This is a genomic window from Sulfurihydrogenibium subterraneum DSM 15120 (assembly GCF_000619805.1).
GTDB lineage: Bacteria > Aquificota > Aquificia > Aquificales > Hydrogenothermaceae > Sulfurihydrogenibium > Sulfurihydrogenibium subterraneum.
In genome coordinates this window covers 135,668-151,203 of record NZ_JHUV01000008.1, presented here as the reverse complement: position 1 = coordinate 151,203, position 15,536 = coordinate 135,668, and the positions used below count along the sequence as shown (strand labels likewise).

The 15,536-nt window shown below is 30.2% G+C and carries 11 protein-coding genes; 8 read left to right on the top strand and 3 right to left on the bottom strand.

What is annotated here, in order from left to right; genetic code table 11:
- Position 1: 1 nt before the first annotated feature.
- Genes Q385_RS0101495 through Q385_RS0101485 form a run of 3 tightly spaced genes read right to left on the bottom strand, consistent with a single transcriptional unit; the run spans position 2 to position 5,267 of the window.
- On the bottom strand, positions 2-3,028 hold the full coding sequence (locus Q385_RS0101495; RefSeq protein ID WP_028949964.1) for an efflux RND transporter permease subunit: 3,027 nt from the start codon (positions 3,026-3,028) through the stop codon (positions 2-4).
- Complete coding sequence (locus tag Q385_RS0101490) at positions 3,028-4,068, bottom strand: efflux RND transporter periplasmic adaptor subunit (RefSeq protein ID WP_028949963.1); 1,041 nt, start codon at positions 4,066-4,068, stop codon at positions 3,028-3,030. Before Q385_RS0101490 ends, Q385_RS0101495 begins: the two co-directional genes overlap by 1 nt.
- On the bottom strand, positions 4,068-5,267 hold the full coding sequence (locus tag Q385_RS0101485) for a TolC family protein (RefSeq protein ID WP_028949962.1): 1,200 nt from the start codon (positions 5,265-5,267) through the stop codon (positions 4,068-4,070). Before Q385_RS0101485 ends, Q385_RS0101490 begins: the two co-directional genes overlap by 1 nt.
- Before the next feature lie 90 nt (positions 5,268-5,357).
- Between Q385_RS0101485 and Q385_RS0101480 the strand changes: the two genes are divergently transcribed.
- From Q385_RS0101480 to Q385_RS0101445, 8 genes are all read left to right on the top strand, one after another.
- Positions 5,358-6,026 carry a response regulator transcription factor gene (locus Q385_RS0101480; protein WP_028949961.1) on the top strand — a complete coding sequence of 223 codons (669 nt, stop codon included), beginning with the start codon at positions 5,358-5,360 and terminating at the stop codon, positions 6,024-6,026.
- Entirely contained in the window at positions 6,016-7,335 is a 1,320-nt protein-coding gene (locus Q385_RS0101475) for a sensor histidine kinase (RefSeq protein ID WP_028949960.1), read from the top strand. Before Q385_RS0101480 ends, Q385_RS0101475 begins: the two co-directional genes overlap by 11 nt.
- A 68-nt stretch (positions 7,336-7,403) precedes the next feature.
- The gene (locus Q385_RS0101470) at positions 7,404-8,072 is read left to right on the top strand and encodes an MtnX-like HAD-IB family phosphatase (RefSeq protein ID WP_051524373.1); all 669 of its coding nucleotides are present in this window, start codon (positions 7,404-7,406) and stop codon (positions 8,070-8,072) included.
- The gene (locus tag Q385_RS0101465; RefSeq protein ID WP_028949958.1) at positions 8,044-9,417 is read left to right on the top strand and encodes an aspartate aminotransferase family protein; all 1,374 of its coding nucleotides are present in this window, start codon (positions 8,044-8,046) and stop codon (positions 9,415-9,417) included. Before Q385_RS0101470 ends, Q385_RS0101465 begins: the two co-directional genes overlap by 29 nt.
- Positions 9,407-10,240 (top strand): alpha/beta hydrolase, encoded by an 834-nt coding sequence (locus Q385_RS08800; protein WP_051524372.1) that lies wholly within the window; start codon positions 9,407-9,409, stop codon positions 10,238-10,240. Before Q385_RS0101465 ends, Q385_RS08800 begins: the two co-directional genes overlap by 11 nt.
- Positions 10,224-11,453: a TolC family protein gene (locus tag Q385_RS0101455; protein ID WP_028949957.1), complete on the top strand. Its 1,230-nt coding sequence runs from the start codon at positions 10,224-10,226 to the stop codon at positions 11,451-11,453. Before Q385_RS08800 ends, Q385_RS0101455 begins: the two co-directional genes overlap by 17 nt.
- Complete coding sequence (locus tag Q385_RS0101450; RefSeq protein WP_028949956.1) at positions 11,450-12,457, top strand: efflux RND transporter periplasmic adaptor subunit; 1,008 nt, start codon at positions 11,450-11,452, stop codon at positions 12,455-12,457. The genes Q385_RS0101455 and Q385_RS0101450 overlap by 4 nt, the downstream gene beginning before the upstream one ends.
- Entirely contained in the window at positions 12,454-15,492 is a 3,039-nt protein-coding gene (locus tag Q385_RS0101445; RefSeq protein WP_028949955.1) for an efflux RND transporter permease subunit, read from the top strand. The genes Q385_RS0101450 and Q385_RS0101445 overlap by 4 nt, the downstream gene beginning before the upstream one ends.
- Positions 15,493-15,536: the final 44 nt, after the last annotated feature.

The window sequence follows — 15,536 nt, the reverse complement described above, 5'->3', positions numbered from 1 at the left end:
ATCAACTTTCTTTAACCTCTGTAAATTTTAGTAGTTTTGGGAAAAATAGTAGAAGTAAGATAGTTCCTAAAAACATACCACCAACTACTACGACAGCCAAAGGTTTTTGTACCTGACTACCTACACCTTGAGATAAAGATGCAGGAAGAAGCCCTACAGATGCAGTTAAACCTGTTATCAGAATAGACCTAAATTTTTCTTTTACTGTCATTTTAATAGCTTCTTCTTCCTTTATACCAGACCTTACAAAATTAGAGTAAGTAGACAACATTATATTTGCATTTAATACCGCAATTCCTAAGATAGATATAAATCCTACAGAAGCTGAAACGCTGATAGGTTCTTTCCATATAAGTAAGAATAATAACCCACCAAAAACAGCGTAAAGAGGAGACATTAAAATAATAAACGTGTTTTTAATGGAGCTGTTTATGATAAATAAAACAATTACAATTATAAATAGAGTAAAACCGATAGATATTTTCAATCTTTCAAAAGCTTTTTCCATCTGTTCAAACTGACCAGACCAAGATATGAAGTATCCTTCTGGAAGTTTTATGTCTTTTACTGCTTCTTGAGCTTTTGCCACTGTTCCAGCTAAATCTTTTGATTCTACAGAAAATTTTATAGGTATGTACCTTCTATAGCTTTCTCGGTATATAAACGAAGCTCCAGTATCGTAGTAAATGTTTGCAACTTTAGAAATAGGTATAAGAGAGCCATCTTGTAATATTATAGGGATGTTTTTTATATCTTCTATGCTATCTCTGTACTTGTCTGGAAACTTTATAACTAAATCAAAAAATTTATCCTCTTCCATAACTTGAGTTATAAATCTTCCATTTAAAGAAGATTGGATTACGTCTAATACGTCTTCTACAGTAAGGTTATATAAAGAAGCCTTTTCTCTGTCAACTTGAATGATTAAGTTAGGTTGTCCTAATTCTTCAAATATGCCCACATCTACTATTCCAGGAACTTTCTTTATTCTATCTGCTACTTCGTGGGCTTTTTCTGTAAGTATTTTCAAATCAGAACCGAATATTTTAACAGAGTTTTCCCCTTTTACCCCAGACATAGCCTCATCTAAGTTATCTTGAATATACTGAGATAGGTTTATATCAAAATTTGGAAACTTCTGCCTAATTTTTTCTCTTATCTCTTTCTCTAACTCTTCTTTCGTTATGTTTCTTGTCCATTTATCATAATCCTTTAGTTTCACAAAATACTCACTGTTAAAAGGTCCAGAAGGGTCTGTTCCGTCCTCAGGTCTTCCTACTTGAAACTCTACCTGCTCTACTTCTGGAAAAGATAGAAATATGTCCCTTACTTCTTTAGCATTTTCATAAGATTTTTTCAGTGATATTGTGTAAGGGAATATTATTCTTGCGTAAATGTTTCCTTCGTCCATCTTAGGTAAAAATTGGGCACCTAAAGATTTAAATAAAATAACAGAAATTATAAATACAGCTACTGTTGATAAAATTGCTACCTTCACGTTTATTTTTTCCATCAACGATAGATAAAAATTTTCTAAGTAAGTGAAAAATTTAAACTTTCTTTCATGGCTATTTTTAAGAATGAGATAACTTCCTGCAAGTAGGTATGTAAAGGTTAAAACAAGTGCAAAAAGTAGAGCGTATATGTAAGTTTTTGCCATAGGCATAAATATTTGAGATTCTGAACCTTTCATAGTAAGCAGTGGAATAAATGCTAAAAGTATGATAATCATAGAAAATAAAATAGGTTTAAAGATTTGATTTATGTTTTCATGTAAAGCTTGGATGTGATTTTTCCTTTCTTCCTTCAATCTAAAGTAGTTTTCAATAAATATAAGTGGTATATCTACGATAATACCAAAGTCTATAGCACCTATAGAAAGTAAGTTTGCTGACTCTTTATTTATTGCCATTACTGATAGAGTATAAAGTAGCGAAATTGGAATTATAGAAGCTACAATAATGGCAGACCTTACTTCTCCTAAAAATATTAGTATAACGACTAAAACCAGTATAATACCTGTTATTGCTGTTTCTGTTATCTTATGGATAACCTTGTCTATTAAATCTTGTTTATCGTAAAATGGTATAACTTTTACGTCTTTTGGTAGGATTACTTTATTTAGATAATCTATCTTTTCGTGAAGTGCTTTTAAAGCTGGAATACTTTTTTCATTTTTTCTTAGAACGACAACGCCCATTACTATATCGTCGTTTCTGTTTAAACCTACGTATGCAGTCCTTGGAAGGTGTGATATTTGAACATCAGCAATGTTTTTAACAAGTATAGGAATATTGTTTTTATAACCTACCACTGTATTTTCAATGTCTGATATGTTTTTTATTAAACCTATTCCACGGATGTTGTAAAACTGGTCTCCAAATTCTAAAACTCTTCCTCCAACGTTAATATTGCTTTTTGAAAGCTGGTCTATAACCTGAGATAAAGGTATTTTGTACTCTATCAGTTTTTCTGGATGAACTATTACAGAGTAAGCTTTTATATAACCTCCGTAGCTTGAAACAGTCGCAACTCCTGGTACTGTTTGAAGATTCCTTGCAACAATCCAATCTTGTATAGTCCTTAAATCCACTAAACTTCTGTTTCCTTTTACTCTGTATCTCATAACTTCGCCAATTGGACTTGGATTGATAGATGGTGAAACGTTTGGTGGAAGATTTACCTGAGAAACTCTGTTTAAAACTTCCTGCCTTGCCTCTTTATAGCTTACGTCAAAAGAAAATCTACACTTTATGTCAGAAAGTCCGTAAAGAGATATACTGTAGATGTTTTCAAGCCCTGGCATACCTGCCAGAGCAACTTCTAAAGGTATTGTTATCTGTTTTTCAACCTCTTCTGCCGACCTTCCTTCGTAAACTGTAACTATTTCTACAATAGGAGGAGAAGGGTCTGGAAAAACTTCTATATTCAGCTGTCTTACTATAAAAATAGCAGACACTATTAAGATAAAGTTTATTAAAAGAATGGCAACAGCATTTTCTATAACAAATCTAAAGACTTTGTGCATTACTCACCCTCAACGTTGATAGCATTAAGAATAACTCTATCATCTTTATTTAGCCCATCTACTATTGCAAATTTTTCATTTTCTGCATCTCCAATCAGCTGAACTTCTTTTTTAACAACTTGACCATCTTTAAGTAAATAGACATAGAAGTGATTATCTTTAAAGATGATTGCGTTTTTAGGTATGGATAGATAGTTGTTTAACTCTTTTTGAACTTTTATACTAACAAACATATTCGCTTTTAAATTGTCTGTTTTTGACGGTTTTATGTAAACTTTTACAGTTTTTGTGTCTTGGTCTAAAACGTCTGATATGTAGTAAACCTCACCTGATATTTTTGATTTGTCATCAAATATAATATCTACTTTATCTCCTTTAGAGAAAAATTTAATATCTTTTTCATACACGTTTGCTACTACTATAAACTGATTTTTGTTAGCAATTTTAATCAGTGGTTGAGATGAGTCAGGTTGAACTCTTGCACCTACGGTAGTATCTATTTCGTAAACAACACCATCGATTGGAGAGTTTACGTAAAAATCTGTAAAGTTTTTAACGTTTAACAGTTTTTCCTTTTCTTCTAAACCTTTTAATGTGTATTCAAGTTGTTTTACGTTTGTTTCTGAAGCAATAAGGTCATTTTTTGAAATTGCACCTATCTCATAGAGACTTTTGTTAAGCTGGTATATTCTCTTTGCTTTTTCAAGTTGAGCCTTTACAGAAAGATAGTTGCTTTTTATATCAGAAACGTCTAAAGCTTTTATCTTTACAAGTTTCTCTCCTTTTTTAACGTTATCTCCAACCTTTATAAAGATACTCTCTACCTGACCACTTATAGGCGGATTAATACTTACTACTCCTTCTGGCGTAAAAGATACCGTAGCTGGAAAAACTCTAATAACTTTTGAATTTTCGGTAGAAGGTAAAGTAGTTTGATAACTTACTTTTGGAGTTTGACTTTCTTTTGCTTTTTCTTTGTCTTCACCACAAGAAAATGTTAGCGTAAAAGCTGTTAAAGTAAAAGCTATAATTTTTCTCATCAGTAATCTCCGATAGCAAGTTTTAATTGATATAAAGCTGTGTAGTAATCAATCTTTGCTTGAGTATAATTTTTTTGAAACTCTCTGTATAGCTTATAAGTATCAAGTAAAGTCAAGACGTTTATACCTCTAAGACTAAATGCCTTTTCTGTATTTTCTTTAAGTTTTTTTATCTCTTCATACTTTTCTTGGTACTCTTTAAGTATAGTTTCTTTTGACTTTAATGAGTAGTAAAGCTGTCTAACCTCTGTTTTAACCTGCTGTATACTTTTTTCATACTGAAGTTCTGCCTGCATTAAGTTTATTTTTGATTTTATTATCTCTCCTTGATTTCTGTCAAAAATCGGAATAGGAACGCTAAATCCAACTCCAAAAAATTTATACTTTTCTCCGTATCCATCTATCTCAAAACCAACTGTAATGTTTGGTATTGCCATAGCTTTGTTTAAATTTAACTGAGCTTGGGAGGCCTCTATGTTTGCTTTACTGCTTTTTATGTCGTACCTTTTTTCTAAAGCTGTTTTTATTAAATCATCTAAGTTATTTAAGTTTGTGTCTTTTATTTCTATCAAAGCTACGTCGTCAAAATCTGTTTGAGTTAAAAATTTTAAAAACTCTTTATCTTTTTCATAATTTTCTAAGTTTGAGTAGTAGTCTTTCTGATAGTCTATCAGGTTTAGCTTTAATTTCTCGTAGTCAAGTTGGGATAAAAATCCTTTTTCGTATTGTAATTTAGCTACTTCAAGTATCTTTTGATAATCTTGTAGATTACTTTTTGAATTTTCAAGCTGTAGTTTATCAGAAAGTAGCTGAGTGTAAGAAGAAAGATAGGTATTTAAGTAATCTTTTAAAGATGACTTAAAGTTAAGATGTGTATATTCTAACATCTTTTCTGCAAGTTTTATCCTTAAACCTCTTTTGTTTGCAGTTTCTATCTCTTGGTCTATTCTAAAGGAGTTTTGTGCGTTTGATCTATCTTGAAAATTTTGTAAGTTATAAAATGTAAAGTTTGATGAGAAAGTTGGATTAGGACGCAGTTTAGCTGTTATAATGTCTGCCTTTGATTTTTCAATCTCATTTTTTTGGATAAGTATGTCGTAATTTTTATTTATAAAATTGTTTAAACCTTCTTCAAATGTTAGAGTTTGCCCAAAAGAAACAGTACATACAGTTAAAACACCTACTAAATACTTTTTCATACACTCCTCTAATCTATTGTCCTTTGTAAATAATTTACATAAATTAGATTACAAAAAAATTACAAGTTTCATTGTGATAAAATTTTGACTATGAAAGTTTTAATCATTGAAGATGAAAAAAAGTTAGGCAAACTTATAAAAAAAGGTCTTGAAGAAGAAAGCTTTATAGTGGATTTAGTCTATACAGGAAAAGAAGCTCTGGATTTTATTACAACCCAGTCTTACGATGTTATCATTCTTGATTTAATGCTTCCTGACATAAGTGGAAAAGATGTATTAATAAAGATAAGAAACAGTGGTATAAAAACACCTGTTATAGTCTTGACTGCAAAAGATGAAGTTAAAGATAAAATAGAGCTGTTAGATGCAGGAGCTGACGATTACATAACAAAGCCTTTTGACTTTGATGAGCTTTTAGCAAGGATAAGAGCGGTTGTAAGAAGAGATAAAGACATAAAATCTTCTGTTATACGTATAGGAGATTTGGAGATAGACTTATCTAAATCTACAGTAAAAAAATCAGGGGAGCTTATAAAACTCTCTTCTAAAGAGTATCTACTTTTAAGATATTTTATTTTTAATAAAGGAAAAATCTTAACAAAAGACAATTTAATCAATGCTGTTTATGACCTATCATTTGAGTTAAACAGTAATGCCCTTGAAGTTTTAATATCAAGACTGAGAACTAAAATAGAAGACGAAAACCATAAGTACATAAAATCTATAAGAGGTTTAGGATACATCTTTGATGAAGAGTAATAGTTTAAAATTTAAGCTTACAATTCAACTTTTAGCCATTTCAATAATTTTACTATCTTTATTTAGCTTTACTTCATACTTTATGCTTGAAAGTTTAGTATACGATAACATAGACTCAGAGATTGAAAAAAGAAAACACATAATAGAAAGACTGATTCAGCAAAAAGACTTAATGGACGATATAGACGTGTTTAAAGATTATGACATAGAAATCATAATTTACGATAAGGATGGAAAACTTATTTACAAAACTATTCACGACCTAGACACCACAGAAAAACTTTATGAAATTACGAAAAAGTTAAAAGAAAATACGATAGAAAATGTAAAAATTGGGAAAAATACTTACAGATTAATGCACTTTACAATGGATAACTATCACGTGATAATATTTAAAAACATGAATAGAGCTATTAAAATTTTAGATACCTATAACGATATTTTAATACTTCTTTACTTTTTAACGTTAATCTTTACCAACGGCTTTATCTACTTTGTAGTAGATAAAAATCTGAAAAATATAAATAAGCTTTACAATGATATAAAAGAAATATCAATTTTAGACCTAAAACCAATAGACAGTAATAAATACTCAAAAGAGTTTAAAGAAATCATAGAAATTTTCAACAGACTACTAAACCACATAAAAGAAAGTTATAAGAAAGAAAAAGATTTTGTAATGATTCTGTCCCACGAGATTAAAACACCTATAACAACCATTCTAACAGACATAGATATAACTCTAAGAAAAGACAGAGAAAAAAAAGATTACGTTGAAGCTTTAAAAAACATAAGAGAGTTAGCCATTTATATGTTAAACATTTTTAACGTTTTGAAAAACCTATACTTAACAAAAGAGAATTTTTACCCAGATTACAAAACTGTAAATCTAAATCAAGTAATAGACAGAGTTTTAAAAATGTTTGAAAATCAAATAAAAGAAAAAAACTTATCAGTTTTTGTAGATGTTGAAGAAGATTTAACGATACAGATAGACGAAGTGATGTTTCAAGAGATACTTCAAAATTTAATAAGTAATGCTATAAAGTTTAACAAGCCTTCAGGTAAGTTAGTTATAAAAGCAAAAAAAGAAGAAAACAAGATTAAAATCACTATATCAGATACAGGCATAGGAATAAAGGAAGAAGACCTAAAAAATATTTTTGACGAGTTTTATAAATCCTATAACTCAGAAGGTTTAGGTTTAGGACTTTCAATAGTTAAAATTTACTCAGACCTTTTAGACATAAAGGTAAACATTCAAAGTCAAGAAGGATTAGGAACTTCCGTAGAGCTGATACTTTCTTAATTTTGTAATTTTTTTGTAATATTTCAGAAATAAAATAAAGCAGTGATTAAATTTTTAGGAGTAAGATTTTGATTTTTTTCTGTGATTTTGACGGAACTATTACAGAAGTTGACGTAGTAGACACATTTTTAGAAAAGTTTGCTGATAAAGAGTATTTAGAAATTGAAGAAAGATGGTTAAAAGGAGAAATATCTTCTTTAGAGTGTTTACAAAAACAGATATCCCTTGTTAGAAACGTAGATAAAAATACCATTGATGAATTTTTAAACACAGTTAAGATAGACCCTTTCTTCAAGGATTTTGTAAATTTCATAAAAAAGTATAACGGGAAAGTAGTTATATTAAGCGACGGATTTAGATACTTCATAGAAAAAATTTTAAATAACTACGGAGTAAAAGTTGATGCTATTTTATCTAATGAATTTGTTATAAATGATAAAACATTGGAAGTTATTTTTCCTTACCAAAATCCTTTTTGTCAAGCAGGTATGGGAAACTGTAAGTGTAAACATTACGAGAAACAAAGCTATAAAGATAAAACTTTTTATGTTGGAGATGGAAGGTCTGATTTTTGTGTTGCTTCTACAGTAGAAAATGTTTTTGCAAAAGAAAAACTTTATCAGTATCTTAAATCAATAGGACGCAGTCCTATTAAGATAGAAAATTTTAAAGACGTTATCAATTACTTAAAATCGGAGGAATTTTTAAATGGAAGAAAAAGAGTTGCTTCAGCTTGAATCTGAGTATTGTTCCTTTGGAGATACTGTTCATTACTTAAATCCACCAAAAATATTTGCAAAATCAGAAGGAAGCTATCTTTACGACCTTGAAGGAAAACAGTACCTTGACTTGCAGATGTGGTACTCAGCTTGTAATTTTGGTTATAACAATAAAAGGATAAACGATGGAATTAAAAATCAGATGGATACTTTAGGACAGCTTGCTTCCCAGTTTTTAACAAAAGAAAAGATACTTTTATCTTACAAGATAGCAAAGTCTGTAGAAGACAGGTTTAAAGTAAAAGGTAGAGTTCACTTTAACGTTGGAGGTTCTCAGGCTATTGAAGATTCCCTTAAAATAGTAAGAAACTACACCAAAAAAAATCTTAACTTTGCCTTTATGGGAGGTTATCACGGTAGGACGATAGGAGCTACCAATATTACTTCAAGTTATAGATACAGAGAAAGATATGGACACTTTTCTGATAGAGCTTTTTTTATTCCTTTTCCTTACTGTTTTAGATGTCCTTACGGAAAGGATAAAGAAACTTGCGACCTATACTGTGCAAAAGAGTTTGAAAAACTATTTGAAAGTGAATACTACACAGTTTGTAATCCAAAAACGAAAAATTGTGAATTTGGAGCGTTTTATATAGAACCTATACAAGGGACAGGAGGATACATAATCCCACCTAAAGATTATTTTAAAAAGATAAAACCTGTCCTTGATGAGTATAAAGTTTTACTCGTAAGTGATGAGATACAGATGGGATTTTATAGGACTGGTAAACTTTGGAGTATTGAGCATTTTGGTGTTGTACCAGACATAATAGTTTTTGGAAAGTCATTAACTAACGGAATGAATCCACTATCAGGCTTATGGGCTAAAGAGGAACTTATAAATCCAGAAATTTTCCCACCAGGAAGTACCCATTCTACTTTTTCGTCTAATCCTATAGGCGTTAGAGCTGGTTTAGAGGTATTTAAAATAATTGAAGAGAAAGATTACGAGAAAATTGTAAAAGAAAAAGGAGAAAAATTCTTAAATTATTTAAAAGATTTAAAGAAAAAGTATCCGTTTATAGGGGATGTTGATGGTTTAGGACTTGCATTAAGAGTGGAGATATGTGAAAAAGATGGATACACACCATCAAAAAAACTAACAGATAAAATAGTAGAAGAAGGACTTAAAGCAAACTTAAACTTAAATGAAAAGACTTACGGCTTAGTGTTAGACGTAGGAGGATACTACAAAAATGTTTTAACTTTAGCACCTTCACTTGATATCACAGATGAAGAGATAAACCTTGCAGTAGAGTTTCTTGATATACAATTTTCAAGGATAGCAAAAGATGAATTATAAAGATGGTTTTATGTTAAAAGGCGAAGGTAAAAAAGCCTTAATATTACTTCACGGACTTACTGGAAGTCCTTTTGAGCTTAGATGGATAGGAGGAAAGTTTAACCAAGAAGGTTATGACGTCTACTGTCCTATCCTTCCTGGGCACTGCAGTACGATAAAAGATTTAGAAAAAACTAAATGGCAGGACTGGTTAGAAGCTGGTCAAACACTGTTAAAAACTATAGAAAAAGACTATGAAGAAATATACTTGGCAGGTCTGTGTGTAGGAGGAATGATAGCTTTACTTTTATCTGAAAAAAGTGAAAAGGTTAAAGCGGTAGCCAGCTGGTCGCCTCTTGTTTACCTTGATGGCTGGACAATACCTAAAACAGTAATATTTCTTCCGTTAGTTCTATCAACACCTTTAAAACATATCTTTTACTTTAAAGAAAAGTATCCTTACGGCATAAAAAACGATAAAGTTAGAAAAAAAGTTTTAAGTCTTGCAGAGAAACCCTCTTTTGTTTACGATAGATTTACAGGTATTGTTTTAAAGGAGCTTTTAGATTTCTCTAAGTATTTTATAAAACAATTACCAACTATAACAAAACCTGTGATAATTATCCATTCAAAGTATGATGATGTCTCAAGTGTAAAAAGTGCCTACACAGTTTACCAAAATATCTCTTCCAAGAAGAAAAAACTTTTAATATTAGAAAATAGTTATCACATGATAACCATAGATAACGATAAAGAGACAGTTTTTGAACAAACGAAAGAGTTTTTTGAGATAGATACAGAAAAAAGTTTAGAAACTAACTCTTGCCATGAAGTCAAGGTTTAGTTTAAAAATACTTATTATACTTTCCCTATATCATTTTTCTTTCTGTGATGAAATTTATGAGTTATTTTCAAAAGCAAAACAAAACAATCTTATAGAAAAAGCTGAAAGTACTACAGAAAAAGTTTACAACTTTGATTTAGACTCGCTAAAGGCAAGCCGTTATGTTAACTTTAACTTAAACTCTTCTTTCTCAAGAGTAAAAACCCAACTTACACAACCATACAACATAACCACAATCAACATTAGTAATGCTGTAGATGTATTTAATAAAACTAAATATCAAGCTAATGTTGTTTTGGCTGAAAAACAAAGACAGCTAACCTTGACAAAAAAAGAAAAAGAAAATCTTTTTTACAGAATACTTACACTTTACACCCAGATACATACTATCCAAGAACTTATAAAACTCCAGCAGGAAAAAATAAGTATTGTTGAAGAAATTAAAAAAAGCGTAGAAGAAGCCGTAAAAAGTGATATAATGCCAAAGATAGAGCTTAACAACTGGGAGTATCAGCTTACAACTGAAAAGATACTTCTATTAAAGTACCAAGAAGAGTTAAATCTATTTACTTTAAATCTAAAAAATCTCTGTGGTGAGAATGTAAACTTAAACTCAAATTTAGACTTTCCCAAAAAGGAAGAGGTAGATAATCTTTACAGTGAAAGAGATAAACTTATAACAAACAGTCCTGATTTTCAGACCTTAAAATATGAAAGCACTATATTAAAGTACCAATTTGAAAAAGAGAAGATGTACTGGCTACCTGATTTAAATCTATTTGTAGAGCATCAATGGAACAAAGACCCTACGGGAAATGGAAATCAGTTTATTTACGGACTTTCTTTAAATATGAACCTATTTAACCCATCTGTTAAGTACAGACTTTTAAGTTTAGAAAACAGGAAAAATATAGTAGAAATAACCAAAAATCAAAAAGTTATAGATTTAACAGAATATATAAATACAACATTTAGCAAGTTATACACTAATCTTGAAGTAATTCAAATGCTTAAAGAGAAAATAAACATTGCAAAAGATAACTTCAACAGATATGTAACTGCTTATAAGATGAAGATGGCAGACTTTATTACTTTAAACAAATACTACAACGACTACTCAGCTTCTTCCCAAGAGTACATAAAAACTAAGTATGAAATACTTTTTAACTATAATCTTTTAAAACATCAGATTACAGGGGATATATATCAATGATGAGAAAAATTCTGTTGTTTTTTATGGTTATTACTTTAAAAACGTACAGTTTAGATAATACTATAAAAGTTGAAGTTAAGTATCCAAAAAAGGTAGAAACAGAACTTACAGTAGAAACATTTGGAAAAATTGAAGCAAATAAGTACTGTAGTATAACTTCCCAAACTGAAGGTTATTTTACTTCAAACGTAGCCAATGGTGATTTTGTAAAACAAGGTCAAATAGTAGGTAAAACTACAAACAACTTTACTGATTTAAAAATTACCAGCCTATTAAAAGAAAAAGAAGCTACGGTTTTACAGATGCAAAATTTAGAAGAAAAGATAAAAAGTTATGAAAAACTTTACCAACTTGGTTTAAAGTCAAAAAGTGATTTGATAGACTTAAAAAACAGCTATTTAACAGCAAAAGGACAGGTAGAAAGTTTAGATGCTCAAATTAAGCTGTTAAAATTACAGAAAAGCAAAAGTAATGTTGTATCTAACTGTCAAGGCTACATACTAAACATTGTCCCAGATAATACTTACATTGGACTTGGGACAGAAGTAGCAAGAGTTTATAACCCAAATGATAACGTTTTAACACTTATGCTAAATTATCCTTATGTTAACTACTTAAACAAAAAACTTGTAAATATAAAAATACAAGATAGATGGACAAAAGCGACTGTTTTACAAATAATTCCTGTATCCTCTTCAAATCTTATAAAAATAAAGTTAAAGTTAGAAGATAATTTTAACTATCCTTTAAACTACACTTTACCTGTCTCTATCTCATTAAATAAGATATCAGCCTATCAGCTACCAAAAAAATCTGTGTTTATTAAAGATGGAGAGACTTACATCCTTACTGTAAAAAACAACCTTACAAAAAGAGTAAAAGTAAAAGTTATAAAAGATTTAACTGACGAAGTTGTTTTAAGTGGCGATTTTGACGAAAGTTCGCCCGTTGTCGTGTCTATGCCTTACACTTTAGATGACGATGTAAGAGTACAAGTGAAATGATTAATGAAAAATTTTTTCATTACTTAATTAAGAGAAAGATTTTTATAATTCTACTTCTCTTTTTAACGTCAGCTGTAGGGTACTACCTTTCTTTAAATATACCAAAAGATGTTTTTCCAAATGTCTTTTTCCCAAGAGTAGAAGTTTCAATTGAAAATGGTTATACACCTACAAAACAGATGCTTATAGAAATAACAAAACCAGTGGAAGAGTCATTAAAAAGTGTCCAGTACGTTGAAAAGGTAGTGTCTAAAACCTCAGTAGGTTCTACAGAGATAAATCTCTACTTTAGCTGGAATGTTGACCCATATGTAGCTCTTCAACTTGTTCAAGCAAAAATGGCTGATATAAGAAGTAATCTACCACCTAATGCAAAAGTTTTTGTAAGACAGGCAACTCCAAGTGCTTATCCAATAGCTATATACGCCATAACTTCCGACGTCCTTCCAAGAGAAAAACTAACAGAAATCCTTTACTACAATTTAAAACCAGTTATGCTTTCTATTAATGGTGTTTACGATATAGATTTAAGAGCACCTTTATGGAGAGAGTACCACATTGTAATTGATTATAACAAACTTGTAGAAAATCAAATAGACCCCAATATCCTTTTACAAGTTTTAAGAGAACAGTCTCAGATAAACTTTATAGGTAAGTTTGATACAGCGGATAAACAGTTTATTCTCTCTTTAAATCAAAAACCAGAAGACATCTATAAACTACTTGACGTTAGAATACCAACAAAGTCTGGAAACTACCTAAATCTCTCAGACATAGCTATGATAGTAGAATCTACAAATCCTTCAAGGGCTACGTCTGCTTTTTCAGGAAGCAAAAATGCAGTTGTGTTTAACCTGTTAAAACAACCTAATGCTAATTCTATATCTATCGTAAATGAGTTTGACGCTTTAATTGAAAGTTTAAATAAAAAGTTAGCAAAAGATGGAGTAAAAATAGTTAAATCTTACGACTCTACCATATTTGTTGACCAGTCAATTAAAAGTGTAAGAGATGCTATTGTACTTGGTAGTTTAATATCTGTAATAATATTTTTTATCTTCCTAAGAAAAGTAAAAATCTCCATAGTTACCCTATTTATCATACCTGTTGTTTTTTTCACGACAATTATAGGAATTAAACTTATTGGAATAGACTTTAACCTATTTTCCCTTGGAGGTATGGCAGCTGCTATAGGGGGTTTAGTTGACCACATAATTATCGTTATAGAGAATTTAGAAAGACATCAAAAAATGGGAAAGCCTAAGTATAAAGCTGTCATAGATGGGTCTATAGAAATACTACCAATAATGACTATTGCAACCTTAGTATCTGTCCTAATATTCATTCCTCTAATACTCGTATCTGGTATAGTAGGAGTTTTCTTTAAACAGCTAGCTATTGTTATGGTAATCACTTATTTAATATCTCAAATTTTAGCAATATTTTTCGTTCCTATTATGGCCTACTTGCTTCTTCCAGAAGAGTCTAAACAAGAAAATGACTTTATAGAGAAGATTAAGTTAAAATACTTAAACTTTTTCAAAAAAGCCATAAAGTTTGATTACCTATCAATACCTGTAATTATAATCCTTTTTCTTTTAACTTACTTTTTATATACAAAAATCCCTTCTACGTTCTTACCTAAATGGGATGAAGGTAATTTGGTGGTAGACTTTACTTTTACACCTGGAACATCTTTAGAAGATAGTTATAAAGAAGCTCTGGAAATAGGTAAGATAATCAGCAGTATTCCTGAGGTTGAAAACTGGACTTTAAGGATAGGAACGTCTTTAGGTCATTTATCAGAGTCTTCTAACGTAGGAGACTTTTTAGTTATTTTAAAAAAAGATAGGGATAGGTCTATCTTTCAGATTCAAGATGAAATCAGAGAAAAAGTTGAGACAAGGTTTAAAAATTTACAAGAGTTTGACTTACCACAGGTAATAGAAGACCGTCTTGCAGATATTATGGGAGAAGAAGCTCCTATCTCTGTTATTCTTTACGGAAAAGACCCAGACAAGCTAATAACCTACGGAGAAAAACTTAGAGATAAGCTACGAGAAAAAAGCATATTAGAAGAAGTCAACTTAAAAACAAACTACACAGCTCCTGAAATAACTATAAAAGTAAAGCCTTCATCTTACGAAATATACGGATTAACCGTAGATGATATATATAACCAGTTAAACACAATTTACTGGGGGCAAGTTTTTGGAAGTATAATATCAGGAGAGCAGATTATAAACTTAAGGCTCATTTATTTAAAAAACACATCTTTATACGACTTAGAAAAAACACTTATTTACTCGCCAAAATCTGATAGTTTTGTACCCTTAAATCAAATTGCATATTTGCAACTAAAAAATAACGTACCAGAAATAACTCATTACAACCTTTCTCCAGTTGCGGTTATAACAAGCAGGTTTAAAGGAGATAACATGTCTGAAGCTATAAAAGTTATAAATGCTACTATAAGTGAGATGAACTTACCCTCTGACATTACCCCAGTTTTATCTGGATTTTACAAACAACAAAAAAAATCATTTAAAGAAATGAGTATAGCCATAACGTTAGCTATATTAATTATATTTATATCTTTGTCTTTAGTCTTTGCCGATGTTATAATAAGTTTATCTATACTATTTGCTGTAATCCTACCTCTCTTTGGAATATTTGCTTTATTACTTATATTAGGTAAACCGTTAGACATCACAGCACTAATGGGAATACTTATAGTCTTAAGTATAACAATAAACAACAACATTCTAATATTTGATTTTTACAAAAACAGTACTGAAACAAACGAAATAAAGAGAGTTTTAGAAGCAGTTTCATCAAGATTTAGACCTATTACAATGACTATGCTATCAAACTCCTTAGCAATGCTACCTATAGCTTTATCAATCGGTAGTGGAACTCAAATTATACAAAATCTTGCTATAAGTATACTTGGTGGTCTATCCTTTGCGATAGTTGTTAACTTACTGATTATTCCACTTTTTTTCTTGTTTGTAAAAAGAAATTTCGGAAATTAACTTTAGTTTTAAGTTAATAACAATTTTAATTTTTATTTTCATAA

Coding starts and splice junctions, on each gene's coding strand:
- Q385_RS0101475 (WP_028949960.1), top strand. CDS start 6,016: ATGAAGAGTAATAGTTTAAAATTTAAGCTTACAATTCAACTTTTAGCC.
- Q385_RS0101490 (WP_028949963.1), bottom strand. CDS start 4,068: ATGAGAAAAATTATAGCTTTTACTTTAACAGCTTTTACGCTAACATTT.
- Q385_RS0101485 (WP_028949962.1), bottom strand. CDS start 5,267: ATGAAAAAGTATTTAGTAGGTGTTTTAACTGTATGTACTGTTTCTTTT.
- Q385_RS0101450 (WP_028949956.1), top strand. CDS start 11,450: ATGATGAGAAAAATTCTGTTGTTTTTTATGGTTATTACTTTAAAAACG.
- Q385_RS0101495 (WP_028949964.1), bottom strand. CDS start 3,028: ATGCACAAAGTCTTTAGATTTGTTATAGAAAATGCTGTTGCCATTCTT.
- Q385_RS0101480 (WP_028949961.1), top strand. CDS start 5,358: ATGAAAGTTTTAATCATTGAAGATGAAAAAAAGTTAGGCAAACTTATA.
- Q385_RS0101465 (WP_028949958.1), top strand. CDS start 8,044: ATGGAAGAAAAAGAGTTGCTTCAGCTTGAATCTGAGTATTGTTCCTTT.
- Q385_RS0101445 (WP_028949955.1), top strand. CDS start 12,454: ATGATTAATGAAAAATTTTTTCATTACTTAATTAAGAGAAAGATTTTT.
- Q385_RS0101455 (WP_028949957.1), top strand. CDS start 10,224: ATGAAGTCAAGGTTTAGTTTAAAAATACTTATTATACTTTCCCTATAT.
- Q385_RS08800 (WP_051524372.1), top strand. CDS start 9,407: ATGAATTATAAAGATGGTTTTATGTTAAAAGGCGAAGGTAAAAAAGCC.